Here is a 21,391-nt window from a genome sequence, read left to right as displayed (position 1 = left end):
CCGATGCTCGCCAGGCGCCGTTCGCGCGCCCCTCGAAGAGACGAATACTCGCTATGTTTGAAAAAATCCTCATTGCCAACCGCGGTGAAATCGCGCTGCGCATCCAGCGCGCGTGCCGCGAACTCGGCGTCAAGACGGTGGTTGTCTACTCGGAAGCCGACAAGGAAGCCAAGTACGTGCGCCTCGCGGACGAAGCCGTCTGTATCGGTCCCGCCCCGTCGAACCTGAGCTACCTGAACATGCCCGCGCTGATCAGCGCCGCGGAAGTCACCGATGCCGAGGCGATTCACCCCGGCTACGGCTTCCTGTCGGAGAACGCCGATTTCGCGGAGCGCGTCGAGCAGTCGGGCTTCACGTTCATCGGGCCGCGCCCGGAAACGATCCGCATGATGGGTGACAAGGTCACCGCGAAGCAGACGATGATCAAGACCGGCGTGCCGTGCGTGCCAGGCTCGGAAGGCGCGTTGCCGGACGATCCGAAGGAGATCGTCAAGATTGCGCGCACGATCGGCTATCCGGTCATCATCAAGGCAGCGGGCGGCGGCGGCGGGCGCGGCATGCGCGTCGTGCACACCGAGGCCGCGCTCGTCAACGCGGTCAACATGACCCGCGAGGAAGCCGGCCGTGCGTTCGGCAACCCGCAGGTGTACATGGAGAAGTTCCTCGAGAACCCGCGCCACATCGAAATCCAGGTGCTGTCGGACGCGCACAAGAACGCGATCTGGCTCGGCGAGCGCGACTGCTCGATGCAGCGCCGTCACCAGAAGGTGATCGAGGAAGCGCCGGCGCCCGGCATTCCGCGCCGCCTGATCGAGCGCATCGGCGACCGCTGCGCGGACGCGTGCAAGAAGATGGGCTACCTCGGCGCGGGCACGTTCGAATTCCTGTACGAGAACAACGAGTTCTACTTCATCGAGATGAACACGCGCGTGCAGGTCGAGCACCCGGTGTCCGAGATGATCACCGGCGTCGACATCGTGCAGGAACAGATCCGCATCGCGGCCGGCGAGAAGATCGCGCTGCGCCAGCGCGACATCCAGTTCCGCGGACATGCGATCGAATGCCGGATCAACGCGGAAGATCCGTTCAAGTTCACGCCGTCGCCGGGCCGGATCACGTCGTGGCATACGCCGGGCGGCCCCGGCGTGCGCGTCGACTCGCATGCATACAATGGCTATTTCGTGCCGCCGAACTATGATTCGATGATCGGCAAGCTGATCACCTACGGCGCGACACGCGACCAGGCGATCCGCCGGATGCGCATCGCGCTGTCGGAAATGGTCGTCGAAGGCATCCACACGAACATTCCGCTGCACCGCGAGCTGATGATCGACTCGAAGTTCGTCGAAGGCGGCACCAGCATCCACTACCTCGAACACCGGCTCGCCCAGAAGCAGCAGGTCGCACCGGAAGAAGCGTAAGCATGAGCTATCGCGAACTCGTCGTCGAACTGGCCCGTGAGCATGCGGAGGCGCTGTCCGACGCGCTGCTCGAACTCGGCGCGCTGTCGGTGTCCGTCGAAGACGCCGATGCCGACACGCCCGACGAACAGCCGCTCTTCGGCGAGCCCGGCCTGGTTCCCGATCGCACCGCGTGGCAGCGCTCGCGCGTGATCGCGCTGCTGTCGCCCGATCACGAGCCGGCCGTGCTGCTCGCGGCGGCCGTGAACGACATCGGCGTCACTGAAACCCCGAAGTTCGACGTGCGCGAAGTCGAGGAACAGGACTGGGTGCGGCTCACGCAGTCGCAATTCGAGCCGATTCCGATCGGCGAGCGGATCTGGGTCGTGCCGTCGTGGCACGACGCGCCCGACCCCGACGCGTTGATCCTCGAACTCGACCCCGGTCTCGCGTTCGGCACCGGTAGCCACCCGACCACGCGCCTGTGCATGGAATGGCTCGAGCAGTCGGTGAAGCCCGGCCAGTCGGTACTCGACTACGGCTGCGGCTCCGGCATTCTCGCGATCCTCGCGCGCAAATGCGGGGCGAACCCCGTGGTGGGCATCGACATCGATCCGCAGGCGGTCGAGTCGGCGCGCCAGAACAGCGAACGCAACCATGCGGAAGTCACGTACGGGCTGCCCGACGCGTGCCCGGCCGGCGAATTCGACATCGTCGTCGCGAACATCCTGTCGAACCCGCTGAAGCTGATGGCGTCGATGCTCGCGTCGAAGGTGAAACCGGGCGGGCGCATCGCGCTGTCGGGTGTGCTCGCGCGCCAGGCGGACGAAGTCGCGGCCGTCTATGCGCGCTACGTCGACATCTCGGTCTGGCGCGAACACGAAGGTTGGGTGTGCCTCGCCGGAACCCGGCGCGAAAGCCATTAGAATAGCGCTGTCCTTCACTCTGGCCAGCAGGCCGCCCGGCTCGACATGCTTCTTGCGACGCGCTGCCCTCATTGCGAAACCGTCTTCCGGCTGCAGCAGGAACAGCTCTCGCTGCATGACGGGCTCGTGCGCTGCGGACACTGCCAGCAGGTCTTCAACGCCGCGCAGTCGCTCGTACCTGATCCGGCTCGGCAGCCCGACCCGGCGCTGACCGAAGCGGCACCGGCCGGGCCGGGCGCCGCCGCCCCGCAATCCGACGCCGCACCCGACGCCGCCCCCGCGCGGCTCTTCGCCACCGACGCCCCCGTCAAGTCAGCATCCGATATCGACTACAAGCCGGAAGGCTGGGACATGTGGGCGCCGTGGCTCGATGCCGGCGTCGATCCATCGTTGCAGCACACGGTGCAGACCGTGCGCGCCGAGCCGCTGGTGCCGCTCGCGCTGCCGGCCATCGAAGCCGGTGTCGTGCGCCTTTCCGGCACGCCCGCACCGATTGCCTCCGCCCCTGCCGAGCTGGACGCCGCGCACATGCAAGCGGCCGAGCCGGACGCGACGCTGCACGAAACCGACGCGTCGGGCACGTCGTTCGCCGCGCCCACCGCCGAGCCGGACCTGCGTGAACCGCGCTTCGTCGCGCACACGCCGTCGGCCGAACCAGCCGCAGCGGAGCCCGCTGAACCGGTTGGCAACGCGCGCTTCGCGGTGCCCGACGACGAGCACGCACCGCGCGAACCGCGCTTCGCGTTCAGGCCGGCGCAAGCCGTATCCGAACCCGAATCGGCACCCGAATCCGGACCCGACACCCACGCCGACGAACGCGCGCCCGCACCGACCGCGGCCGCCAGCGAACCGACCGCCGAACCGGACATCCAACCGGCCGCCCAACCGGCCCTCCCCTTCCCCGCCGCGCTAACCGATGACGACCGCCCGCATTTCGCCGTGACGCGCGAGACGCGGGAGACGGGCGCGCCGCCGCGACGCGGGATGCTCGGCGGCTTTTTCGGCGGGCTCGTCGCCGCGGCGCTCGCGGTGCTGCTCGTCGCGCAACTCGCGTGGTGGCAGCGCGAAACCGTGATGATCTACTGGCCGGTCACGCAGAGCTGGTTCCGGCAGGCGTGCGCGCCGCTCGGCTGCAGGCTCACGCCGCCGCGCGCGATCGACGGCCTGCGGCTCGACGCGACCGACCTGCGCCAGATCGACGGCCCGCGCACGCTCGAGCTGAAGGTGCCGCTGACGAACCGCTACCGCGTCGCGCTCGCCTATCCGTCGCTCGAGCTGACGCTGCTCGACGACACGAATCACGTGACCGTGCGCCGCGTGCTCGCGCCGCGAGACTACGTGCGTCCGGGCACGCCGATCGACGCCGGGCTGCCGCCCGGCTCGACGCAGACGATGGTCGTCCGCCTCGACACGAACGGCACGCCCGCCTCGAATTTCCGCGTCCAGATCTTCTATCCGTGACGCCCCGCGGCGCGCGCATGCGCGCCGTCTCAACCCGCGCGCCGCAGCGGCGCGCTATTTCGGAGCACGAACATGAGCAAAGTTACGCTGGGTGGCAACCCGATCGATCTCGCCGGCACGTTCCCGGCCGTCGGCTCGCAAGCCCCCGACTTCAAGCTGGTCGGCAAGGACCTCGCCGATCTGTCGCTCGCCAGCTTCGCCGGCAAGCGCAAGGTGCTGAACATCGTCCCGAGCCTCGACACGCCGACCTGCGCGACGTCGACCCGCAAGTTCAACGAAGCCGCGTCGTCGCTGGACAACACGGTCGTGGTCGTCGTGTCGGGCGACCTGCCGTTCGCCGCCACGCGCTTCTGCACGACCGAAGGCCTGGCGAACGTCGTGACGGCTTCGACGTTCCGCGGCGGCCGCGCCTTCGCGAACGCCTACGGCGTCGACGTGACGAGCGGCCCGCTGAACGGCCTGACGGCCCGCGCGGTCGTCGTGCTCGACGCGCAGGACAAGGTGATCCACGCGCAACTCGTCGACGAGATCAAGGACGAGCCGAACTACGACGCAGCACTCGCCGCACTGAAGTAATCCGCTGCCACCCGCCCTGCCGCGCGAGGCCGGACGGCCTGCGCGCGCCGGCCGGGTGGCCGCTCCCCTTTGCTCTCTACAGGAACGCACGCCTTGACTACGCTGATTTGCGGCTCGCTCGCCTACGACAACATCATGACCTTCGAAGGCCGGTTTCGCGAGCACATCCTGCCCGACCAGGTTCACCTTCTGAACGTGAGCTTCCTCGTGCCGACGATGCGTCGCGAATTCGGCGGTTGCGCGGGGAACATCGCTTACGCGCTGCACATGCTCGGCGGCGACGCGCGCATCATGGCGACGGTCGGCGCGAACGACGCCGATCGCTATCTCGAGCGTCTCGACAGCCTCGGCCTGTCGAAGGCCAGCGTGCGCGTGGTGCCCGAAGCGCACACCGCGCAGGCAATGATCACGACCGATCTCGACAACAACCAGATCACCGCATTCCACCCGGGCGCGATGATGGTGTCGCACCTGAACCGCGCGGACGAAGTGGCGGGCGTGAAGCTCGGCATCGTCGCGCCGGACGGCTTCGACGGGATGGTCCAGCACGCCGAGCAATTCGCGAAGGCCGGCGTCCCGTTCGTCTTCGATCCGGGCCAAGGCCTGCCGTTGTTCGACGGTGCGACGCTGCGCCGCATCATTGAACTCGCGACCTTTGTCGCGGTCAACGACTACGAGGGCAAGCTCGTCAGCGACAAGACGGGCTGGTCCGAACAGGACATCGCCAGCCGGGTTCAGGCGCTGATCATCACGCGCGGCGAGCACGGCTCGACCATTCTTCACAAAAACGGCGAAGAACAGATTCCGGTCGTGCAAGCAGAACGTGTCGTGGATCCGACCGGCTGCGGCGACGCCTTCCGGGGCGGCCTGCTGTACGGCATCGAGAATGGCCTCGACTGGGCAACCACGGGCCGTCTCGCGAGCCTGATGGGCTCGATCAAGATTGCCCACCAGGGGCCCCAGACTTACGCACTGACGCGCGCCGAAATCGACGCGCGCTTCGAGGCTGCCTTCGGGTACAGTCTCAAATGAATATTGTGGGAGAGCAAAGATGTTGACCAAAAAAACCCTCACGCTCGCGGCCATGTTGACCGCCACGCTGACGCTCGCCGGCTGCTTCACGGCGCCGGGCTCGGCGGATGTCTATAGCGTCGGCCAGGCGCAGCGCGAGCAGACCGTCCGCATGGGTACGGTCGAAAGCGTCCGTGCGGTGCGCATCCAGTCCGACGGCGGCGGTAGCGCGATCGGCACGCTCGGCGGCGGCGCGCTCGGCGCGGTCGCGGGCAGCGCGATCGGCGGCGGCAAGGGGTCGATCCTGACGGCCATCGCGGGCGGCCTCGTCGGCGCGGTCGCGGGCAACGCGGTCGGCGAAAACCTCGGCACGGCGAACGGTGTCGAAATCACCGTGCGCCTCGATAACGGCGACCTGCGCTCGATCACGCAGGCGGCAAGCGGCGAAATGTTCCGCGCCGGCGAGCGTGTGCGACTGCTGTCGAGCGGCGGCGTCACGCGCGTCACGCACTAACGAGCATCCTCAGCACGCGGCGCAAGCCGCGGTCGAACGCATGTGCGAAGCTGCACATGCGTTTTTTTTCGTCCGCTATTCGCTGCCGGCCGCCGGCCGCTGGTCAGCACTTCGATGAATACGGACGAAAAAAATCCCGCCACCTGAGCCAGATGGCGGGATCGATTGAGTAGCGCTACTCAACCCACGGACACCGCATGAGTGTCCGGGTGGTACTGGCCAGCCGCGATTACGGACGGCTGCCGGTCGGGAACGGCCATGCCGCTGCCGGGTTGAGCGCGGTCTTCACGCCCGATGCCGGCGCAACCGATGCGGTCGACGCGGTGGTTGCCGGTGCAGCCTTCTTCACGACGGCCTTCTTCGGAGCAGCAGCCTTCTTCGCCGGGGCAGCAGCCTTCGGTGCGGCAGCCTTCTTCGCAGGGGCAGCCTTCTTGGCAGGCGCAGCCTTCTTCGCAGCGGCCTTCTTCGCAGGCGCAGCCTTTTTGGCGGCAGCCTTCTTCGCCGGCGCGGCCTTCTTCGCAGCAGCCTTCTTCGCCGGTGCGGCCTTCTTCGCAGCAACCTTCTTCGTTGCGACCTTCTTGGCTGCAACCTTCTTCGCAGCGGCCTTCTTCGCCGGTGCTGCCTTCTTCGCGGCAACCTTCTTCACCGCGACTTTCTTGGCAGCGACCTTCTTGGCTGCAACCTTCTTCGTTGCGACCTTCTTGGCCGCGACCTTCTTCGCAGCGGCCTTCTTCGCCGGTGCTGCCTTCTTCGCGGCAACCTTCTTCACCGCGACCTTCTTGGCAGCAACCTTCTTCACCGCGGCAGCCTTCTTGGCCGGAGCAGCCTTCTTCGCAACGGTCTTCTTGGCAGCAACCTTCTTCGCAGCCGGTTTTTTCTTGGCAGTAGCCATGTTGTTCTCCTTCAGGTTCAGATGAGAGTCAGTTCAAACTACACCCTTCGTCAAAACCCGCTTCCCGCGGACGCTGTTCAGCACGTGCGCTTCGAAGCGGGCTATTCATCGGCGTACGCGGATACCGCGCGCTTACGCTAATGAATACGGTATGGCGCGCGTGACCCCATGGCCTCGCGCGCCAAATCAAGTCGGTAGCCGGCGCACCTCGCGCCGCTACCCCTAATCGCTTGATAAAGCAGACCGCCACACGGCCGTCCGCTTTTTCCGGAGGGAAGTTTGCCCATCCCACTGAAGGGTTCGCAAAGTGCCGATCATGTCGTTGGGCCGTTAAGGCACCGGGCATGCTTTGCATCAGGCGTTCTTGCTCCTAAACCTTGGGCCGGGGCCGAGAGGCCGCCGGCTGCTCACATCATGTGACGGGTTCGCTGCTGCGGGTTATTCCCAGGACAGCGCGCCGCCCGTCTGATACTCGATCACACGCGTCTCGAAGAAGTTGCGTTCCTTCTTCAGGTCGATCATCTCGCTCATCCACGGGAACGGGTTTTCCTCGTTCGGATACAGCGGGTCGAGGCCGATCTGCTGGCAACGGCGGTTGCTGATGAAGCGCAGATAGCTCTTGAACATCGACGCGTTCAAACCCAGCACGCCGCGCGGCATCGTGTCCTCGGCGTAGCGGTATTCGAGTTCGACAGCCTGCTTGAACAGCTCGCGGATCTCGGCGCGGAATTCCGCGGTCCAGAGATGCGGGTTCTCGAGCTTGATCTGATTGATCAGGTCGATGCCGAAATTGCAGTGCATCGACTCGTCGCGCAGGATGTACTGATATTGCTCTGCAGCACCCGTCATCTTGTTCTGGCGGCCGAGCGCGAGGATCTGCGTGAAGCCCACATAGAAGAACAGGCCTTCCATGATGCAGGCGAACACGATCAGCGACTTCAGCAGCTTCTGGTCCGCTTCGAGCGTGCCGGTCTTGAAGGCCGGATCCGTCAGCGTGTGGATGAACGGGATCAGGAATTCGTCCTTCGCGCGGATCGACGTAACCTCGTGGTACGCGTTGAAGATCTCGCCTTCGTCGAGACCGAGCGATTCGACAATGTATTGATACGCGTGCGTGTGGATCGCCTCTTCGAACGCCTGGCGCAGCAGGAACTGCCGGCACTCGGGCGCCGTGATGTGGCGGTACGTGCCGAGCACGATGTTGTTCGCGGCGAGCGAATCGGCCGTCACGAAGAAGCCGAGGTTGCGCTTGACGATGCGGCGCTCGTCCTCGGTCAGACCGTTCGGGTCCTTCCACAGTGCGATGTCGCGGGACATGTTGATTTCCTGCGGCATCCAGTGGTTCGCGCAACCGGCCAGATACTTTTCCCACGCCCACTTGTACTTGAACGGCACCAGCTGATTGACGTCAGTCTGGCCGTTGATGATGCGCTTGTCCGCAACGTTGACCCGCGCTTCCGAACCCGCAGCGGGAACAGCCGATGCTTGCGGCGGCACCGCGAGATCGCCTTCGAAAATGTCGCGGACCTGATGGGCGGCAGGCGCTGTCGCCTGCAGTCCGACAGCCATCCCAGCGGAGGTGCGCAACGCGTTCTGCTGCGCTCCGCTCGCGGGGGTTACGGCAGTCTTCTCGTCATCCCAGTTGAGCATAAATTCTCACCATCAATTTAGAACGGTTTGTACCATCTTTTCCTGAGCGATAAAAGGGTTCGCTCACGAAAAATCCTTTTTTCGATTCGCGTTGCGACCTCGATACAACACTTTGAGCAACGCATCGTCGTTCATGCAGAGCGCGACGCGTGTCGCACACGTATCGCGAGGTGCGCTCGACGCATCGAACGCTGATCGAAACGCGACGTCGTCGGGGATGTTTCGATCGCTCGTCACTGCCTGCAACGCGAGTGGCGCGTTACAGATTCCTTATCATTTTTTTAGTTGAGAGCGGCGCACACTTCAACCTCCATCGGTTGTCGTGCGCGCCGCACGAACCTTAGTTCATACGCGCTGCGTTACTGACAGGCTTCGCACTCGTCGAAACCCGCATCGCCCGGACGCATCGTGCATACCGGACCGTCTGCTTCGACCGGCGCCAGCGCCGCTGCCGCATTGACCGCGCCCGACGATGCATCGCCGCCTGCCGCACCGAACCCGCCTGCCGCGCCTTGCGCGCCGCCGCTGCTCGAGCCGCCCGCACCGCCCGTCGGCACCGCGTTCAGCGCGCCGTGCGCGACCGTCGACTTCTCGACGTGCGTCGCCGCCATCGTGCGGAGGTAGTAGGTCGTCTTCAGACCGCGCAGCCACGCGAGCTTGTAGACCTCGTCGAGTTTCTTGCCCGACGCGCCGCCCATGTAGATGTTCAGCGACTGCGCCTGGTCGATCCACTTCTGGCGACGCGATGCCGCTTCGACAAGCCACGTCGGGTCGACTTCGAACGCGGTCGCGTAGATCGCGCGGAGGTCGGCCGGGATGCGGTCGATGCGCGACAGCATGCCGTCGAAGTACTTCAGGTCGGCGACCATCACTTCGTCCCACAGGCCGCGTTCCTTCAGGTCGCGAACGAGGTACTCGTTGACCACCGTGAACTCGCCCGACAGGTTCGACTTCACGTACAGGTTCTGGAAGGTCGGCTCGATGCACGCCGACACGCCGATGATGTTCGAGATCGTCGCCGTCGGCGCGATCGCGACGCAGTTCGAGTTGCGCATGCCGTGTGCCGCGATCCGCGAGCGCAGCGTCGTCCAGTCGAGCGACTCCGACGTGTCGACCTCGACGTAGCCGCCGCGTGCTTCCGTCAGCAGCTTCAGCGTGTCCTGCGGGAGGATGCCGCGATCCCACAGCGAGCCGCGGTAGCTCGAGTAGCGGCCGCGTTCCTCGGCCAGCTCGGTCGACGCGTAGTACGCGTAGTAGCAGACCGCTTCCATCGAGCGATCGGCGAACTCGACGGCCGCTTCCGACGCGTACGGCGTGCGCAGCAGGTGCAGGCAGTCCTGAAAGCCCATGATGCCCATGCCGACCGGACGGTGCTTCAGGTTCGAGTTACGCGCCTTCGGCACCGCGTAGTAGTTGATGTCGATCACGTTGTCGAGCATGCGCATCGCGACGCTGATCGTGCGCTTGAGCTTGTCGTGGTCGAGCGCGTAGCTGCCGTCGGCCTGCTTCACCAGGTGGGCGACGAGGTTCACCGAGCCCAGGTTGCACACCGCGATTTCGGTGTCGCTCGTGTTCAGCGTGATTTCCGTGCACAGGTTCGACGAATGGACGACGCCGACGTGCTGCTGCGGCGAACGCACGTTGCACGGATCCTTGAACGTGATCCACGGGTGGCCCGTTTCGAACAGCATGCCGAGCATCTTGCGCCAGAGTTGCTGCGCCGGGATCTTCTTGAACAGCTTGATCTCGCCGCGCGCGACCTTGTCTTCGTAAGCCGTGTAAGCCGCCTCGAACTCCGCGCCGAACTTGTCGTGGAGATCCGGGCAGGTCGACGGCGAGAACAGCGTCCAGTCGGCGCCTTCCATCACGCGCTTCATGAACAGGTCGGGAATCCAGTTCGCCGTGTTCATGTCGTGCGTGCGGCGGCGATCGTCGCCGGTGTTCTTGCGCAGCTCGAGGAACTCCTCGATGTCGAGGTGCCACGATTCGAGGTACGCGCACACCGCGCCCTTGCGCTTGCCGCCCTGGTTGACCGCGACGGCCGTGTCGTTGACGACCTTCAGGAACGGCACCACGCCTTGCGACTTGCCGTTCGTGCCCTTGATATGCGAGCCGAGCGCACGCACGCGGGTCCAGTCGTTGCCGAGACCGCCGGCGAACTTCGACAGCAGCGCGTTTTCCTTCAGCGCTTCATAGATGCCGTCGAGGTCGTCCGCGACCGTCGTCAGGTAGCACGACGACAGCTGCGAGCGGTGCGTGCCCGAGTTGAACAGCGTCGGCGTCGAGCTCATGAAGTCGAAGCTCGACAGCACGTTGTAGAACTCGATCGCGCGCGTTTCGCGGTCGATCTCGTTCAGCGACAGGCCCATCGCGACGCGCATGAAGAATGCCTGCGGCATTTCGATGCGGGTGCCTTCGACGTGCAGGAAGTAGCGGTCGTACAGCGTCTGCAGGCCGAGGTAGCCGAACTGCAGGTCGCGGTTCGCGTCGAGCGCTTCGCCGAGACGCTTCAGGTCGAACTGCAGCAGCTTGTCGTCGAGCAGGCCGGCATCGACGCCGCGCTTCAGGAACTGCGGGAAGTATTCCGTGTAGCGGGTCGTCATCTCGGCCTGGAGCACTTCCTCGCCGAGGATCTCGCGGCGGATCGTGTGCAGCAGGATGCGGGCCGTGACCTGGCTGTACGCCGGGTCCTTCTCGATCATCGTGCGCGCCGCGAGGATCGCCGAGTCGTAGACCTGGCTCATCGGCACGCCGTCGTACAGGTTCTTCACCGTCTCCGCGACGATCGGCTCAGGGTTAACCGCAGCGCCGAGACCGGCGCATGACGACACGATCAGCTCGCGCAGCGCGTTCATGTCGAGCGGGCGCGTGACGCCGTTGTCGACCACGTTGATGCCCGCGCTCGCCTCGCCGCCCGCTGCGGCCGCTTCTTCGCCCGCATGCTGGCGCTCGAGGTGGCGCTTCTCGCGATACAGCACGTACGCACGCGCGACGTTGTGCTCGCCGCCGCGCATCAGCGCGAGTTCGACCTGGTCCTGGATGTCTTCGATATGGAACGTACCGCCGTTCGGACGGCTGCGCACGAGCGCGCGCACGACGTTGTGCGTGAGCTGCTCGACCTGCTCGCGCACGCGCGCCGATGCCGCGCCCTGCCCGCCGTTGACGGCCAGGAAAGCCTTGGTCACCGCGATCGCGATCTTCGAAGGCTCGAACGACACCACACTGCCGTTGCGGCGGATCACCTTGTAGTCGGCGAACGTGGCCTGCGGCGCGAGCGCCTTCGCGCCCTGTTCGGTCCCGCCGAGCGGACGGCTCGAGGCGCTCTCGTACTGGGACGTCGCGTTGTCGGTGGTTTGCATGTGCAAAGCTCCTGGTGTTGGATGGTGCGGAGAGAACCGCGGATTAAAACGAACGCTGCGCGATGGAGTGCGCGAGCGGTAAGAGGCGAGCGATGCGGCGGGGACGCCGGTGCGGTCGATGCGCGACAACCGAGCCGGTCGTGTGCTTCGTCATGTGTACCCCTGCCCCGTCGAAGTTCGCTGCGCTTGATCGCGACGCCCGGACCGCCCGGCCCTGGCGCGCCGCCCTGAGAACCCTGTCCGCCGGCGTTGGCCGCCGGCCGGTGCCGCTCGGGTTTCCCCTGCGACACACACTATATCTAGTACAGAACCGCTCAACTGGCACCAAGTATAGTGGACATTCGGACGAGGTCAAAACGGATAATTTGCGCTGAAGGTATTGACATCACCCCCGCCCCGCGCAGGCGCAGACGTGACAAGGCATTGGTCGGAAAAATTTTTTTCGCGGGCTCGAAAACCCTGCGCTCAGTGCTGACGGAAAGGAAAGTATTCGGCCGAAAAGCCGGCATCGCCTGCGAAGCGTTGCCAATCGAAATGCGGACCCGGGTCGGTCTTGCGGCCCGGCGCGACATCGGAATGCCCGGCGACCGCATCGATCGGGTAGCGCGCGGCGAGCGTGCGGGCGAGCACGCCGAGCGTCGCGTACTGCGCCGGGTCGAACGGCACGTCGTCCGCGCCCTCGAGCTCGATGCCGATCGAGAAATCGTTGCAGCGCGGCCGGCCGAAGAATTCCGACGAGCCCGCATGCCATGCGCGCTCGTCGCACGACACGAACTGCACGAGCTCGCCGTCGCGGCGGATCAGGAAGTGCGCGGACACGCGCACGCCGCGCAGGTGGCTCTGGTAATAGGGATGCGCATCGCAATCGAGGCGATTCAGGAACAGCGACTCGATCGCGTCGCCGCCGAACTCGCCGGGCGGCAGGCTGATGTTGTGGACGACGACGAGCGTCGGCACCGCGCCCGCGGGCCGCGCCTCGAAATTCGGCGACGGCGCATGGCGCGCTTCGCGCACCCAGCCGTGTGCGTCGACCGACAGCGGCGCTGCGTCGCTCATCGCGCGTCGTGGCCGCTCGCGCGTGCGCCGTGGCGCCGCGCATGGTCGGTGCTGCAGAAGTATTCGCCGCCCGCGGCGACGGCGTCGCCCTTCGGCGCATGCACGCCGCATTCCGCGCAGCGCACCATCGGCTCGGGCAGCGAGCGCGTGCCGCCGTTCGGGCGTGCCGCACCCGCGCCGCCGTGACCGGGCGCGTCGGCGCCGTCACCGCGGCCGGTGCGCGCGTGCGCTTGCTCCTGGGCCTGGCGCAGCTTGCGCGCAAGCCACGAGCCCGCGAAGAGAAGAAGAATCAGGAGAAGAATCTGTCGCATCGGAAACCTGCGTTCAAACCACGGAGCGGTGCAGCAGCACCTCGAAAACGAACCGGCTGCCGACATACGCGAGCAGCAGCGCCGCAAACGACACGAGCACCCAGCGCGCGGCGCCGCGCCCGCGCCAGCCCGACGTCTTGCGGGCGACCAGCAGGCCGCCGAACATCAGCCACGACAGCACCGCGAACACGGTCTTGTGATCGAGCCGCATCGCGCGCGCATCGACCTGCTCGCTGAACAGGATCCCCGATGCGAGCGTCAGCGTCAGCAGCACGAAGCCGGCGCCGATCAGGCGGAACAGCAGCTTCTCGAGCGTGAGCAGCGGCGGCAGCGTTTCGAGCCAGCTCGCGATCCAGCCGGTCGAGCCGTCGCGCCCGCCGCTCCTGAGCGACTGCAGGCGCCGCTCGACCATCAGCATCAGGACCGCGTGCAGCGCGGCGATTGCAAAGAGGCCGTACGCGATGTTCGCGATCAGGAAGTGCATCTTGAACAGCGGCGCCGCGGCATAAGGCAGCACCCGCACGCCGCCGAACACGAGCGGCAGCAGCGACGCGCCGCACGCGAGCGGCAGCACCAGCAGGCGCAGGCTGTCGAGCGGGAAGAAGAAGCTCTCGATCCAGTAGATGCCGGCGCCGAGCCAGAACATCGCCGACAACGCAAACGCGAACCCGAAGATCATCGCGTCGTGCGGGAAGATCGTCATGTGCAGCAGCACGCCGTGCGCGACGAGCGCCGCGAACAGCAGCGCGCGGCCGGCCGCGCTCATCCCCGACGCGGCGGACGCCGGAACCGGCACGGCGGGCACGCTCGCGACGAGCGGCGTCGCGCCCTGGCGGTGCGTGCGCCAGCCTGCGACGGCGAGGCCGCCGTACAGGAATGCGGTGAGGGCATACAGTACAATATCCATGTTCGAAGTTTACACTAGGCCCCCTTCCCGCGACGGCTCCCTTTGTTCGGTTCCGTTGCGCCTTCGGGCCCCACTGTCCAACGCTCCCCATGCTCGACAATCTCACTCAACGGATGGCGCGCGTCGTCAAGACGCTGCGCGGCGAGGCCCGGCTTACCGAGGCGAACACCCAGGAAATGCTCCGCGAGGTGCGTCTCGCGCTGCTCGAGGCCGACGTCGCGTTGCCCGTCGTCCGCGAATTCATCGCCAAGGTCAAGGAAAAGGCGCTCGGCGAGGAAGTGATCAGCAGCCTGTCGCCGGGTCAGGCGCTCGTCGGCGTGGTCCAGAAGGAACTGACCGCCGTGATCGGCGGCGACTACGAAGGCAAGGCCGCCGAGCTGAACCTCGCGGTCACGCCGCCCGCCGTGATCCTGATGGCGGGCCTGCAGGGCGCCGGCAAGACCACGACCGTCGGCAAGCTCGCGAAGCTGCTGCGCGAGAAGCACAAGAAAAAGGTGCTGACGGTCTCGTGCGACGTGTATCGCCCGGCCGCCATCATGCAGTTGAAAACGGTGAGCGAACAGGTCGGCGCCGACTTCTTCCCGTCCACGCCGGACCAGAAGCCCGTCGATATCGCGGTCGCGGCCGTCGACTGGGCGAAGCGCCACTACCATGACGTGCTGATCGTCGACACGGCCGGCCGCCTCGGTATCGACGAGGCGATGATGCAGGAAATCGCCGCGCTGCACGGCACGCTGAAGCCGGCTGAAACGCTGTTCGTCGTCGACGCGATGCTCGGCCAGGATGCGGTCAACACCGCGAAGGCGTTCAACGACACGCTGCCGCTCACCGGCGTCGTGCTGACCAAGCTCGACGGCGATTCGCGCGGCGGTGCCGCGCTGTCGGTGCGCCACATCACGGGCAAGCCGATCAAATTCGTCGGTGTCGCCGAAAAGCTCGACGGCCTCGAGGTGTTCCACCCGGATCGCATGGCGAACCGGATCCTCGGCATGGGCGACATCCTCGCGCTCGTCGAGGAAGCGCAGCGCGGCGTCGACGTGCAGGCCGCGCAGAAGCTCGCCGACAAGGTAAAGAAAGGCGGCGACTTCGACCTGAACGATTTCCGCGCGCAGATCTCGCAGATGAAGAACATGGGCGGCCTGTCGTCGCTGATGGACAAGCTGCCCGCGCAATTCCAGCAGGCGGCGGCCGGCGCCGACATGGGCCAGGCCGAGAAGTCGATCCGCCGGATGGAAGGCATCATTAGCTCGATGACGCCCGCCGAGCGCGCGAAACCCGAAATCATCAAGGCGACGCGCAAGCGCCGCATTGCGGCCGGCGCGGGTGTGCCGGTGCAGGAAGTCAACCGGATGCTGAACCAGTACGACCAGATGCGTACGATGATGAAGAAGCTGAAGGGCGGCAACATGCAGAAGATGATGCGCGGCCTGAAGGGCATGATGCCCGGCATGCGCTGATCGCGCCCATCGGCCGGCGCGCGGGTTTTTGCTGTAGCGCGCGCCGTCCGTTCTGCTTCATTCTTATTTGTATACCGACTGCTCGCCAGAACACATGAACCGCGAAGAAGCCCTCCACATTTTCGACCACTCCGAAGAGATCGTCTCGGCAGACGCCGTCAATGCTTCGATCTCCAGGATGGCCGACGCGATCCGCGCCGAGATCGGCGACGCGTTCCCGCTCGTTCTTTCGGTGATGGGCGGCGCCGCCGTGTTTACCGGGATGCTGCTGCCGCGCCTCGATTTCCCGCTGGAATTCGACTACATCCACCTGACCCGCTACCGCAACACGACGCAGGGCAGCCCGGAGATGCACTGGCGCGTCGCGCCGCGCGAATCGGTGAAGGACCGGATCGTGCTCGTGCTCGACGACATCCTCGACGAAGGCGAGACGATGGCCGCGATCCGCGACCGCATCCTCGACATGGGCGCGACGCGCTTCATGTCCGCCGTGCTGTGCGAGAAGACGCTCGCGAAGGCGAAACCGCTGCATCCCGACTTCTGCGGCTTCCCGGTGCCCGACCGCTACGTGTTCGGTTGCGGGATGGACGCCAAGGGTTACTGGCGCAACCTGCCGACGATCCGCGCGCTGACCGCCAACGTCTGACCGCCCGGCCGGCAATAAAGAAAAGCGGCGCTCCGGTTTCCCGGAGCGCCGCTTTTTTTGTCGGCCGCGCCGCCCGTGCTACAGCTGGTGCACGAACGCCCGCACGCCGGCCAGCAGCATCTCGACCGAGATCGCGACGAGCACGAGGCCCATCAGCCGCTCGAACGCCGCGACGGTCCGCTCGCCGAGCCACTGCTGGATCCGTTCGGCCAGCACCAGCGTGATCGCGCAGACGATCATCGTGACCGTCAGCGCGCCGACCCACTCGAACATCTTGCCCGGCGCCTGCGACGTCAGCAGCATCACCGTCGCGAGCGCGGACGGCCCGGCGAGCGCGGGAATCGCGAGCGGCACGATGAAGGGTTCGCCACCCGCGCGCGGATCGGTGCCGAGCGCGCCGTCCGGATGCGGAAAGATCATCCGCAGCGCGATCAGGAACAGCACGATCCCGCCGCCGAGCCGCAGCGACAGGTCGGTGAGGCTCATCATCCGCAGGAAGCGGTCGCCGACCACCATGAAGAACAGCAGGATCACGAACGCGATCCCCACCTCGCGCAGGATCAGTTTCACGCGCCGCTCGCGCGGCACGTCCCGCATCGCCGTGATGAACAGCGGGATGTTGCCGAGTGGATCCGTAATCAGCACGAGGAGCACGGTGGCCGACAGGAAGGTGTATTCCACCGTGTCCCCCGGTCGCGGCGCTTAGTGCGCGAGCGCGGCGCGGATCTTCTCCGTCACCGTCGCCGCAGCCTCGTCCGCCGGCAGCAGCGTCGCCTCCGCGTCGCGGCGGCCCTGGTACTCGATCTTGCCTTCCTTCAGGCCGCGCTCGCCGATCACCAGGCGATGCGGCACGCCGATCAGTTCCCAGTCGGCGAACATCACGCCCGGGCGCTCGCCGCGATCGTCGAGGATCACGTCGATGCCGGCGGCGGCCAGTTCCGCGTACAGCTTGTCGGCGGCCTCGCGGACCATGTCGCTGCGATCGTAGCCCATCGGGCACAGCACGACCTCGAACGGCGCGATCGACTCGGGCCAGATGATGCCCTTATCGTCGAAGTTCTGTTCGATCGCCGCGCCGAGAATCCGCGTGATGCCGACGCCGTAGCAGCCCATCAGCATCGGCTGCGGCTTGCCCGATTCATCGAGGAACGTCGCGCCCATCGCGTCCGAATACTTGGTGCCGAGCTGGAACACGTGACCGACTTCGATGCCGCGGCAGATGTCGATCGTGCCCTTGCCGTCCGGCGACGGATCGCCCTTCTTCACGTCGCGCACATCGGCGACTTCCGGTTCCGGCAGGTCGCGGCCCCAGTTCACGCCCGCGATGTGATAGTCGACCTCGTTCGCGCCGACGACGAAGTCGCTCATGTTCGCGACCGTGCGATCGGCGATCACCTTCACCGGCTTCTTCGTGCCGACCGGGCCGAGATAGCCCGGCGGCGTGCCGAACCAGTCGACGATTTCCTGCTCGGTCGCGAAGCGGTGGTTCTTCAGCCCCGGCAGCTTCGACACCTTGATCTCGTTCAGGTCGTGGTCGCCGCGCAGCATGATGAGCCAGATGGTCGGCTCGGCGCCTTCGTTCTCGGTGGCGAGCACGATCGACTTGATCGTGCGCTCGAGCGGGATTGCCAGCAGTTCGGCGACCGCTTCGCACTTCGCCTTGCCGGGCGTCGCGACCTTCTCCATCGCTTCGGCCGGTGCGGCACGCTCGGCGATCAACGGCAGCGCCTCGGCCGCTTCGATGTTCGCCGCGAAGTCGGACGTCGGGCAGTACGCGATCGCGTCCTCGCCGGTATCAGCGATCACGTGGAACTCGTGCGAGAAGTTGCCGCCGATCGAGCCGCTGTCGGCCGCGACCGCCCGGAACTCGAGGCCGAGGCGCGTGAAGATGCGCACGTACGCGTCGTACATCTTGCGATACGACTCGTTCAGGCCGGCCGTGTCCTTGTCGAACGAATACGCGTCCTTCATGAGGAATTCGCGGCCGCGCATCACGCCGAAGCGCGGACGGATCTCGTCGCGGAACTTCGTCTGGATCTGGTAGAAGTTCACCGGCATCTGCCGGTAGCTCTTGATCTGGTTGCGCGCGATGTCGGTGACCACTTCCTCGTGCGTCGGCCCGATCACGAAGTCGTTGTCCTTGCGGTCCTTGAAGCGCAGCAGCTCGGGGCCGTACTGTTCCCAGCGGCCCGACTCCTGCCACAGCTCGGCCGGCTGCACGGCCGGCATCAGCAGCTCGATGGCGCCTGCCCGGTTCATTTCCTCGCGCACGATCGCTTCGACCTTGCGAATCGAACGCAGGCCGACCGGCAGGTAGTTATAGATGCCGCCGGCGACACGACGGATCATGCCGGCGCGCACCATCAGCTTGTGGCTGACGATCTCTGCGTCGGCCGGTGCTTCTTTGAGGGTGCCGATAAAGAAACGGGAAGCTTTCATGCGGACGGTTCCAAATACGGCGCCCCCAGGCGGGGCGCCCGAAAAAGTTTCAAGGTGAAAAAGCTGCGCGCGACGAACGACGATGGCGCAGATGACGTAGCAGACAAATCAGGGACAATTCAGCCGCCGTACCCCGCGCGGATTCGCTCCGTCACGGTGCGCAGCGCCCGTTATCTGTTTATAATCAAAGCAATTTTAAAGGATTCGAAGGTGGTTGTATGCTGGATCGTGAAGGCTTTCGCCCGAACGTCGGCATCATCCTCTTGAACGCGCGCAACGAGGTGTTTTGGGGCAAGCGGCTCCGCGAGCATTCCTGGCAGTTTCCTCAAGGTGGGATCAAGTACGGCGAGACCCCCATGCAGGCGATGTACCGGGAGCTGCACGAGGAAACCGGCCTGCACCCGGAACACGTCAAGATAATCGGCCGCACCCGCGACTGGTTGCGTTACGAGGTGCCTGACAAGTTCATCAAACGCGAAGTACGCGGCCATTACCGCGGCCAGAAGCAGATCTGGTTCCTGCTGCGGATGGTCGGACGCGATTGCGACATTTGCTTGCGCGCGACCGATCACCCGGAGTTCGATGCGTGGCGCTGGAACGAGTACTGGGTGCCACTCGATGCGGTGATCGAGTTCAAGCGGGATGTCTATCAGTTGGCGCTGACGGAACTGTCACGCTTCCTGCGCCGCCCGGCGCAGCGAGCCGACAAGCCGCAGGGGCCGCGTCCGTCGTCGCGCTATCCGCGCGTGATCGGCACGCAGTCCCAGCAGACGCTGACGATTGTCGACACATCGGTGGTCTGTTCGGAGATCGAAGTGGAGGCGAGCACGCTCGATGAGATGCCGCCCCGCGTGATCGTCGGCAAATGACCAGTCGGACTGCATGACCGGGCGCGACCTTGGTGTCGCGCCCTTTTTTTACGAGGAATGCATATTGAAAGCGATTGCTCTCGCGCTCGCATCGGTTGTCGCGGTGGCCACGCTGGCCGGTTGCGCCAATTCGAAAGCGCCGTCCAACAAGGACGACAGCGAGTTCGTCTATCTGCTCGACCGTAAGGGTGAGTGGAAGGAAAACCCGGTCGACACGCTGCCGCCGCTGCCGCAAGCGGGCGACCTGCTGCCGTTCACGGTGTCGCAGAACACGCCGCTCAAGTTCTTCGTCGATGCGAAGTCGCTCGCGGTCGGCACCGACGGCATCGTGCGCTACGCAGTCGTCATCACGAGCCCGGCCGGCGCGCGCAACGTGAACTACGAAGGCATCCGCTGCGACACCTACGAATGGCGTCAGTATGCAGGCCTAAATTCGGATCACGACGGCTGGGACCGCACGGTCGAGAACGACTGGCGTCGCATCGAGAACGGCGAACTGAACTCGTATCACTCGGCGCTGTACCAGGACTACTTCTGCTCGAACAAGATGCCGCAGGGCACGACCAAGCAGATCATCGAGAACATCAAGTTCCACCGCACGGCGATGAGCCAGCTGCGCTGACGGCGCAACGCAGGCCGCCTGGCCGGTCCTGCTCCGCTTCGTCGCAACGAAAAAGCCCGCGCAAATGCGGGCTTTTTAGCTTTTTGGCTGTCTCGCGACGCCGGGCCGAACCGTTACACCAGCACGAGGTTGTCGCGGTGAATCAGCTCCGGCTCCAGCATGTAGCCGAGCACAGTCTCGATCTCGCCGCTCGGCTTGCGATGAATCAGCTTCGTTTCCGCGCTGCTGTAGTTCGTGAGGCCGCGCGCCACTTCACGCCCGTCGGGGCCAACGCAGGCAATGACCTCGCCGCGCGCGAACGCACCCTGCACGCCGATCACGCCGATCGGCAGCAGGCTCTTGCCGCCGGCCGTCAGCTTCTCGACCGCGCCCGCATCGATCACGACGTGCCCGCGCACCTGCAGGTGATCGGCCATCCATTGCTTGCGCGCGGCCATCCGCGCGGTGCGCGCGATCAGCTGCGTGCCGATCGCCTCACCGGCCGCGAGCCGCACCAGCACGTCGGTTTCGCGGCCGCTCGCAATCACGGTGTTCGCGCCGCTGTGCGCCGCGCGCTTCGCCGCGAGGATCTTCGTCAGCATCCCGCCGCGGCCGAGGCTCGAGCCTGCGCCACCCGCCATCGCCTCGAGGTCCGGCGCGCCCGCGCTGGCTTCCGCGACGAGCGTCGCGTTCGGATCCTTGCGCGGATCGGCGGTGAACAGCCCCGACTGGTCGGTCAGGATGATCAGTGCGTCGCCTTCGATCAGGTTCGCGACGAGTGCGCCGAGCGTGTCGTTGTCGCCGAACTTGATTTCGTCGGTGACGACCGTGTCGTTCTCGTTGATGATCGGCACGACGCCGAGCCGCAGCAGCGTGAGCAGCGTCGAGCGTGCATTCAGGTAGCGTTCGCGATCTGCGAGGTCGGCGTGCGTGAGCAGGATCTGCGCGGTGCGGATGTCGTGCTCGGTAAAGCGGCTTTCATAGACTTGCGCGAGCCCCATCTGGCCGACCGCGGCGGCAGCCTGCAGCTCGTCGATCTCGCGCGGACGCTTGCTCCAGCCGAGCCGCTGCATCCCTTCGGCAATCGCACCCGAACTGACGAGCACCACTTCCTTGCCCTGCGCGCGCAGCGCGGCGATCTGGGCCGCCCAGCGGCCGATTGCAGCATGATCGAGCCCCTTGCCGTCGTTGGTCACGAGGCTCGAGCCCACCTTCACCACCAATCGCTTCGAATCCGCGATGATCGAACGCATCGTGCGCCGTCTCCTGTATCTGATGCCTGCCCGGCCGGGCGCGATTGAATTCCGGCACCGGGC

General features: G+C 65.8%; 20 protein-coding genes. 10 read left to right on the top strand and 10 right to left on the bottom strand.

Features of this window, described 5'->3' with window-relative positions:
- Positions 1 to 53 precede the first annotated feature (53 nt).
- The 6 genes from accC to BAMB_RS02565 all read left to right on the top strand — a co-directional run bounded on the left by accC (position 54) and on the right by BAMB_RS02565 (position 5,888).
- Positions 54 to 1,421, top strand: a complete 1,368-nt coding sequence (accC, locus tag BAMB_RS02590) for an acetyl-CoA carboxylase biotin carboxylase subunit (RefSeq protein WP_006752252.1) — start codon at positions 54 to 56, stop codon at positions 1,419 to 1,421.
- Between the two features lie 2 nt (positions 1,422 to 1,423).
- Positions 1,424 to 2,326, top strand: a complete 903-nt coding sequence (gene prmA, locus BAMB_RS02585; RefSeq protein WP_011655920.1) for a 50S ribosomal protein L11 methyltransferase — start codon at positions 1,424 to 1,426, stop codon at positions 2,324 to 2,326.
- Positions 2,327 to 2,371: 45 nt separating this feature from the next.
- Positions 2,372 to 3,787: a DUF3426 domain-containing protein gene (locus BAMB_RS02580; protein ID WP_011655919.1), complete on the top strand. Its 1,416-nt coding sequence runs from the start codon at positions 2,372 to 2,374 to the stop codon at positions 3,785 to 3,787.
- A 72-nt stretch (positions 3,788 to 3,859) separates the two neighbouring features.
- Positions 3,860 to 4,363 carry a thiol peroxidase gene (gene tpx / locus BAMB_RS02575; protein ID WP_006758913.1) on the top strand — a complete coding sequence of 168 codons (504 nt, stop codon included), beginning with the start codon at positions 3,860 to 3,862 and terminating at the stop codon, positions 4,361 to 4,363.
- Positions 4,364 to 4,456: 93 nt separating this feature from the next.
- On the top strand, positions 4,457 to 5,395 hold the full coding sequence (locus tag BAMB_RS02570) for a carbohydrate kinase family protein (RefSeq protein WP_041491084.1): 939 nt from the start codon (positions 4,457 to 4,459) through the stop codon (positions 5,393 to 5,395).
- Between the two features lie 19 nt (positions 5,396 to 5,414).
- Positions 5,415 to 5,888 carry an outer membrane lipoprotein gene (locus BAMB_RS02565; protein ID WP_006752247.1) on the top strand — a complete coding sequence of 158 codons (474 nt, stop codon included), beginning with the start codon at positions 5,415 to 5,417 and terminating at the stop codon, positions 5,886 to 5,888.
- A gap of 229 nt (positions 5,889 to 6,117) precedes the next feature.
- Here the strand turns inward: BAMB_RS02565 and BAMB_RS33305 are convergent, their stop codons facing one another.
- The 7 genes from BAMB_RS33305 to BAMB_RS02535 form a co-directional block, all read right to left on the bottom strand.
- On the bottom strand, positions 6,118 to 6,780 hold the full coding sequence (locus BAMB_RS33305; protein WP_011655917.1) for a histone H1-like DNA-binding protein: 663 nt from the start codon (positions 6,778 to 6,780) through the stop codon (positions 6,118 to 6,120).
- Between the two features lie 28 nt (positions 6,781 to 6,808).
- On the bottom strand, positions 6,809 to 7,135 hold the full coding sequence (locus BAMB_RS33300) for a hypothetical protein (RefSeq protein ID WP_011655916.1): 327 nt from the start codon (positions 7,133 to 7,135) through the stop codon (positions 6,809 to 6,811).
- Positions 7,136 to 7,218: 83 nt separating this feature from the next.
- Positions 7,219 to 8,430 (bottom strand): ribonucleotide-diphosphate reductase subunit beta, encoded by a 1,212-nt coding sequence (locus tag BAMB_RS02555; protein WP_011655915.1) that lies wholly within the window; start codon positions 8,428 to 8,430, stop codon positions 7,219 to 7,221.
- A gap of 359 nt (positions 8,431 to 8,789) precedes the next feature.
- Positions 8,790 to 11,789, bottom strand: a complete 3,000-nt coding sequence (locus BAMB_RS02550; RefSeq protein WP_011655914.1) for a ribonucleoside-diphosphate reductase subunit alpha — start codon at positions 11,787 to 11,789, stop codon at positions 8,790 to 8,792.
- Positions 11,790 to 12,254: 465 nt separating this feature from the next.
- Entirely contained in the window at positions 12,255 to 12,845 is a 591-nt protein-coding gene (ampD, locus tag BAMB_RS02545) for a 1,6-anhydro-N-acetylmuramyl-L-alanine amidase AmpD (protein ID WP_011655913.1), read from the bottom strand.
- On the bottom strand, positions 12,842 to 13,156 hold the full coding sequence (locus BAMB_RS02540; RefSeq protein ID WP_011655912.1) for a PP0621 family protein: 315 nt from the start codon (positions 13,154 to 13,156) through the stop codon (positions 12,842 to 12,844). Before BAMB_RS02540 ends, ampD begins: the two co-directional genes overlap by 4 nt.
- A 13-nt stretch (positions 13,157 to 13,169) precedes the next feature.
- Positions 13,170 to 14,063 (bottom strand): cytochrome C assembly family protein, encoded by an 894-nt coding sequence (locus BAMB_RS02535; RefSeq protein ID WP_011655911.1) that lies wholly within the window; start codon positions 14,061 to 14,063, stop codon positions 13,170 to 13,172.
- 89 nt (positions 14,064 to 14,152) lie between these two features.
- On the opposite strand from BAMB_RS02535, the gene ffh reads away from it, so the two are divergent.
- Positions 14,153 to 15,520: a signal recognition particle protein gene (gene ffh / locus BAMB_RS02530; protein WP_006752240.1), complete on the top strand. Its 1,368-nt coding sequence runs from the start codon at positions 14,153 to 14,155 to the stop codon at positions 15,518 to 15,520.
- A 94-nt stretch (positions 15,521 to 15,614) separates the two neighbouring features.
- Complete coding sequence (locus BAMB_RS02525; protein ID WP_006756843.1) at positions 15,615 to 16,166, top strand: hypoxanthine-guanine phosphoribosyltransferase; 552 nt, start codon at positions 15,615 to 15,617, stop codon at positions 16,164 to 16,166.
- A gap of 78 nt (positions 16,167 to 16,244) precedes the next feature.
- Here the strand turns inward: BAMB_RS02525 and BAMB_RS02520 are convergent, their stop codons facing one another.
- Together BAMB_RS02520 and BAMB_RS02515 are read right to left on the bottom strand one after the other, a co-directional pair.
- On the bottom strand, positions 16,245 to 16,847 hold the full coding sequence (locus BAMB_RS02520) for a MarC family protein (RefSeq protein ID WP_011655910.1): 603 nt from the start codon (positions 16,845 to 16,847) through the stop codon (positions 16,245 to 16,247).
- A gap of 21 nt (positions 16,848 to 16,868) precedes the next feature.
- Entirely contained in the window at positions 16,869 to 18,605 is a 1,737-nt protein-coding gene (locus tag BAMB_RS02515) for a proline--tRNA ligase (protein WP_011655909.1), read from the bottom strand.
- A 218-nt stretch (positions 18,606 to 18,823) separates the two neighbouring features.
- Between BAMB_RS02515 and BAMB_RS02510 the strand changes: the two genes are divergently transcribed.
- The gene (locus BAMB_RS02510) at positions 18,824 to 19,474 is read left to right on the top strand and encodes an RNA pyrophosphohydrolase (RefSeq protein WP_011655908.1); all 651 of its coding nucleotides are present in this window, start codon (positions 18,824 to 18,826) and stop codon (positions 19,472 to 19,474) included.
- 13 nt (positions 19,475 to 19,487) lie between these two features.
- Positions 19,488 to 20,096, top strand: a complete 609-nt coding sequence (locus tag BAMB_RS02505; protein ID WP_011655907.1) for a CNP1-like family protein — start codon at positions 19,488 to 19,490, stop codon at positions 20,094 to 20,096.
- Between the two features lie 113 nt (positions 20,097 to 20,209).
- On the opposite strand, the gene proB is transcribed toward BAMB_RS02505, so the two are convergent.
- Positions 20,210 to 21,328, bottom strand: coding sequence for a glutamate 5-kinase (gene proB / locus BAMB_RS02500; protein WP_006752234.1), 1,119 nt, complete (start codon positions 21,326 to 21,328; stop codon positions 20,210 to 20,212).
- Positions 21,329 to 21,391: the final 63 nt, after the last annotated feature.

It is taken from the genome of Burkholderia ambifaria AMMD, from assembly GCF_000203915.1.
GTDB lineage: Bacteria > Pseudomonadota > Gammaproteobacteria > Burkholderiales > Burkholderiaceae > Burkholderia > Burkholderia ambifaria.
Note: the sequence above shows the minus strand (reverse complement) of the source record. Positions and strands in the feature narration are given on the sequence as shown.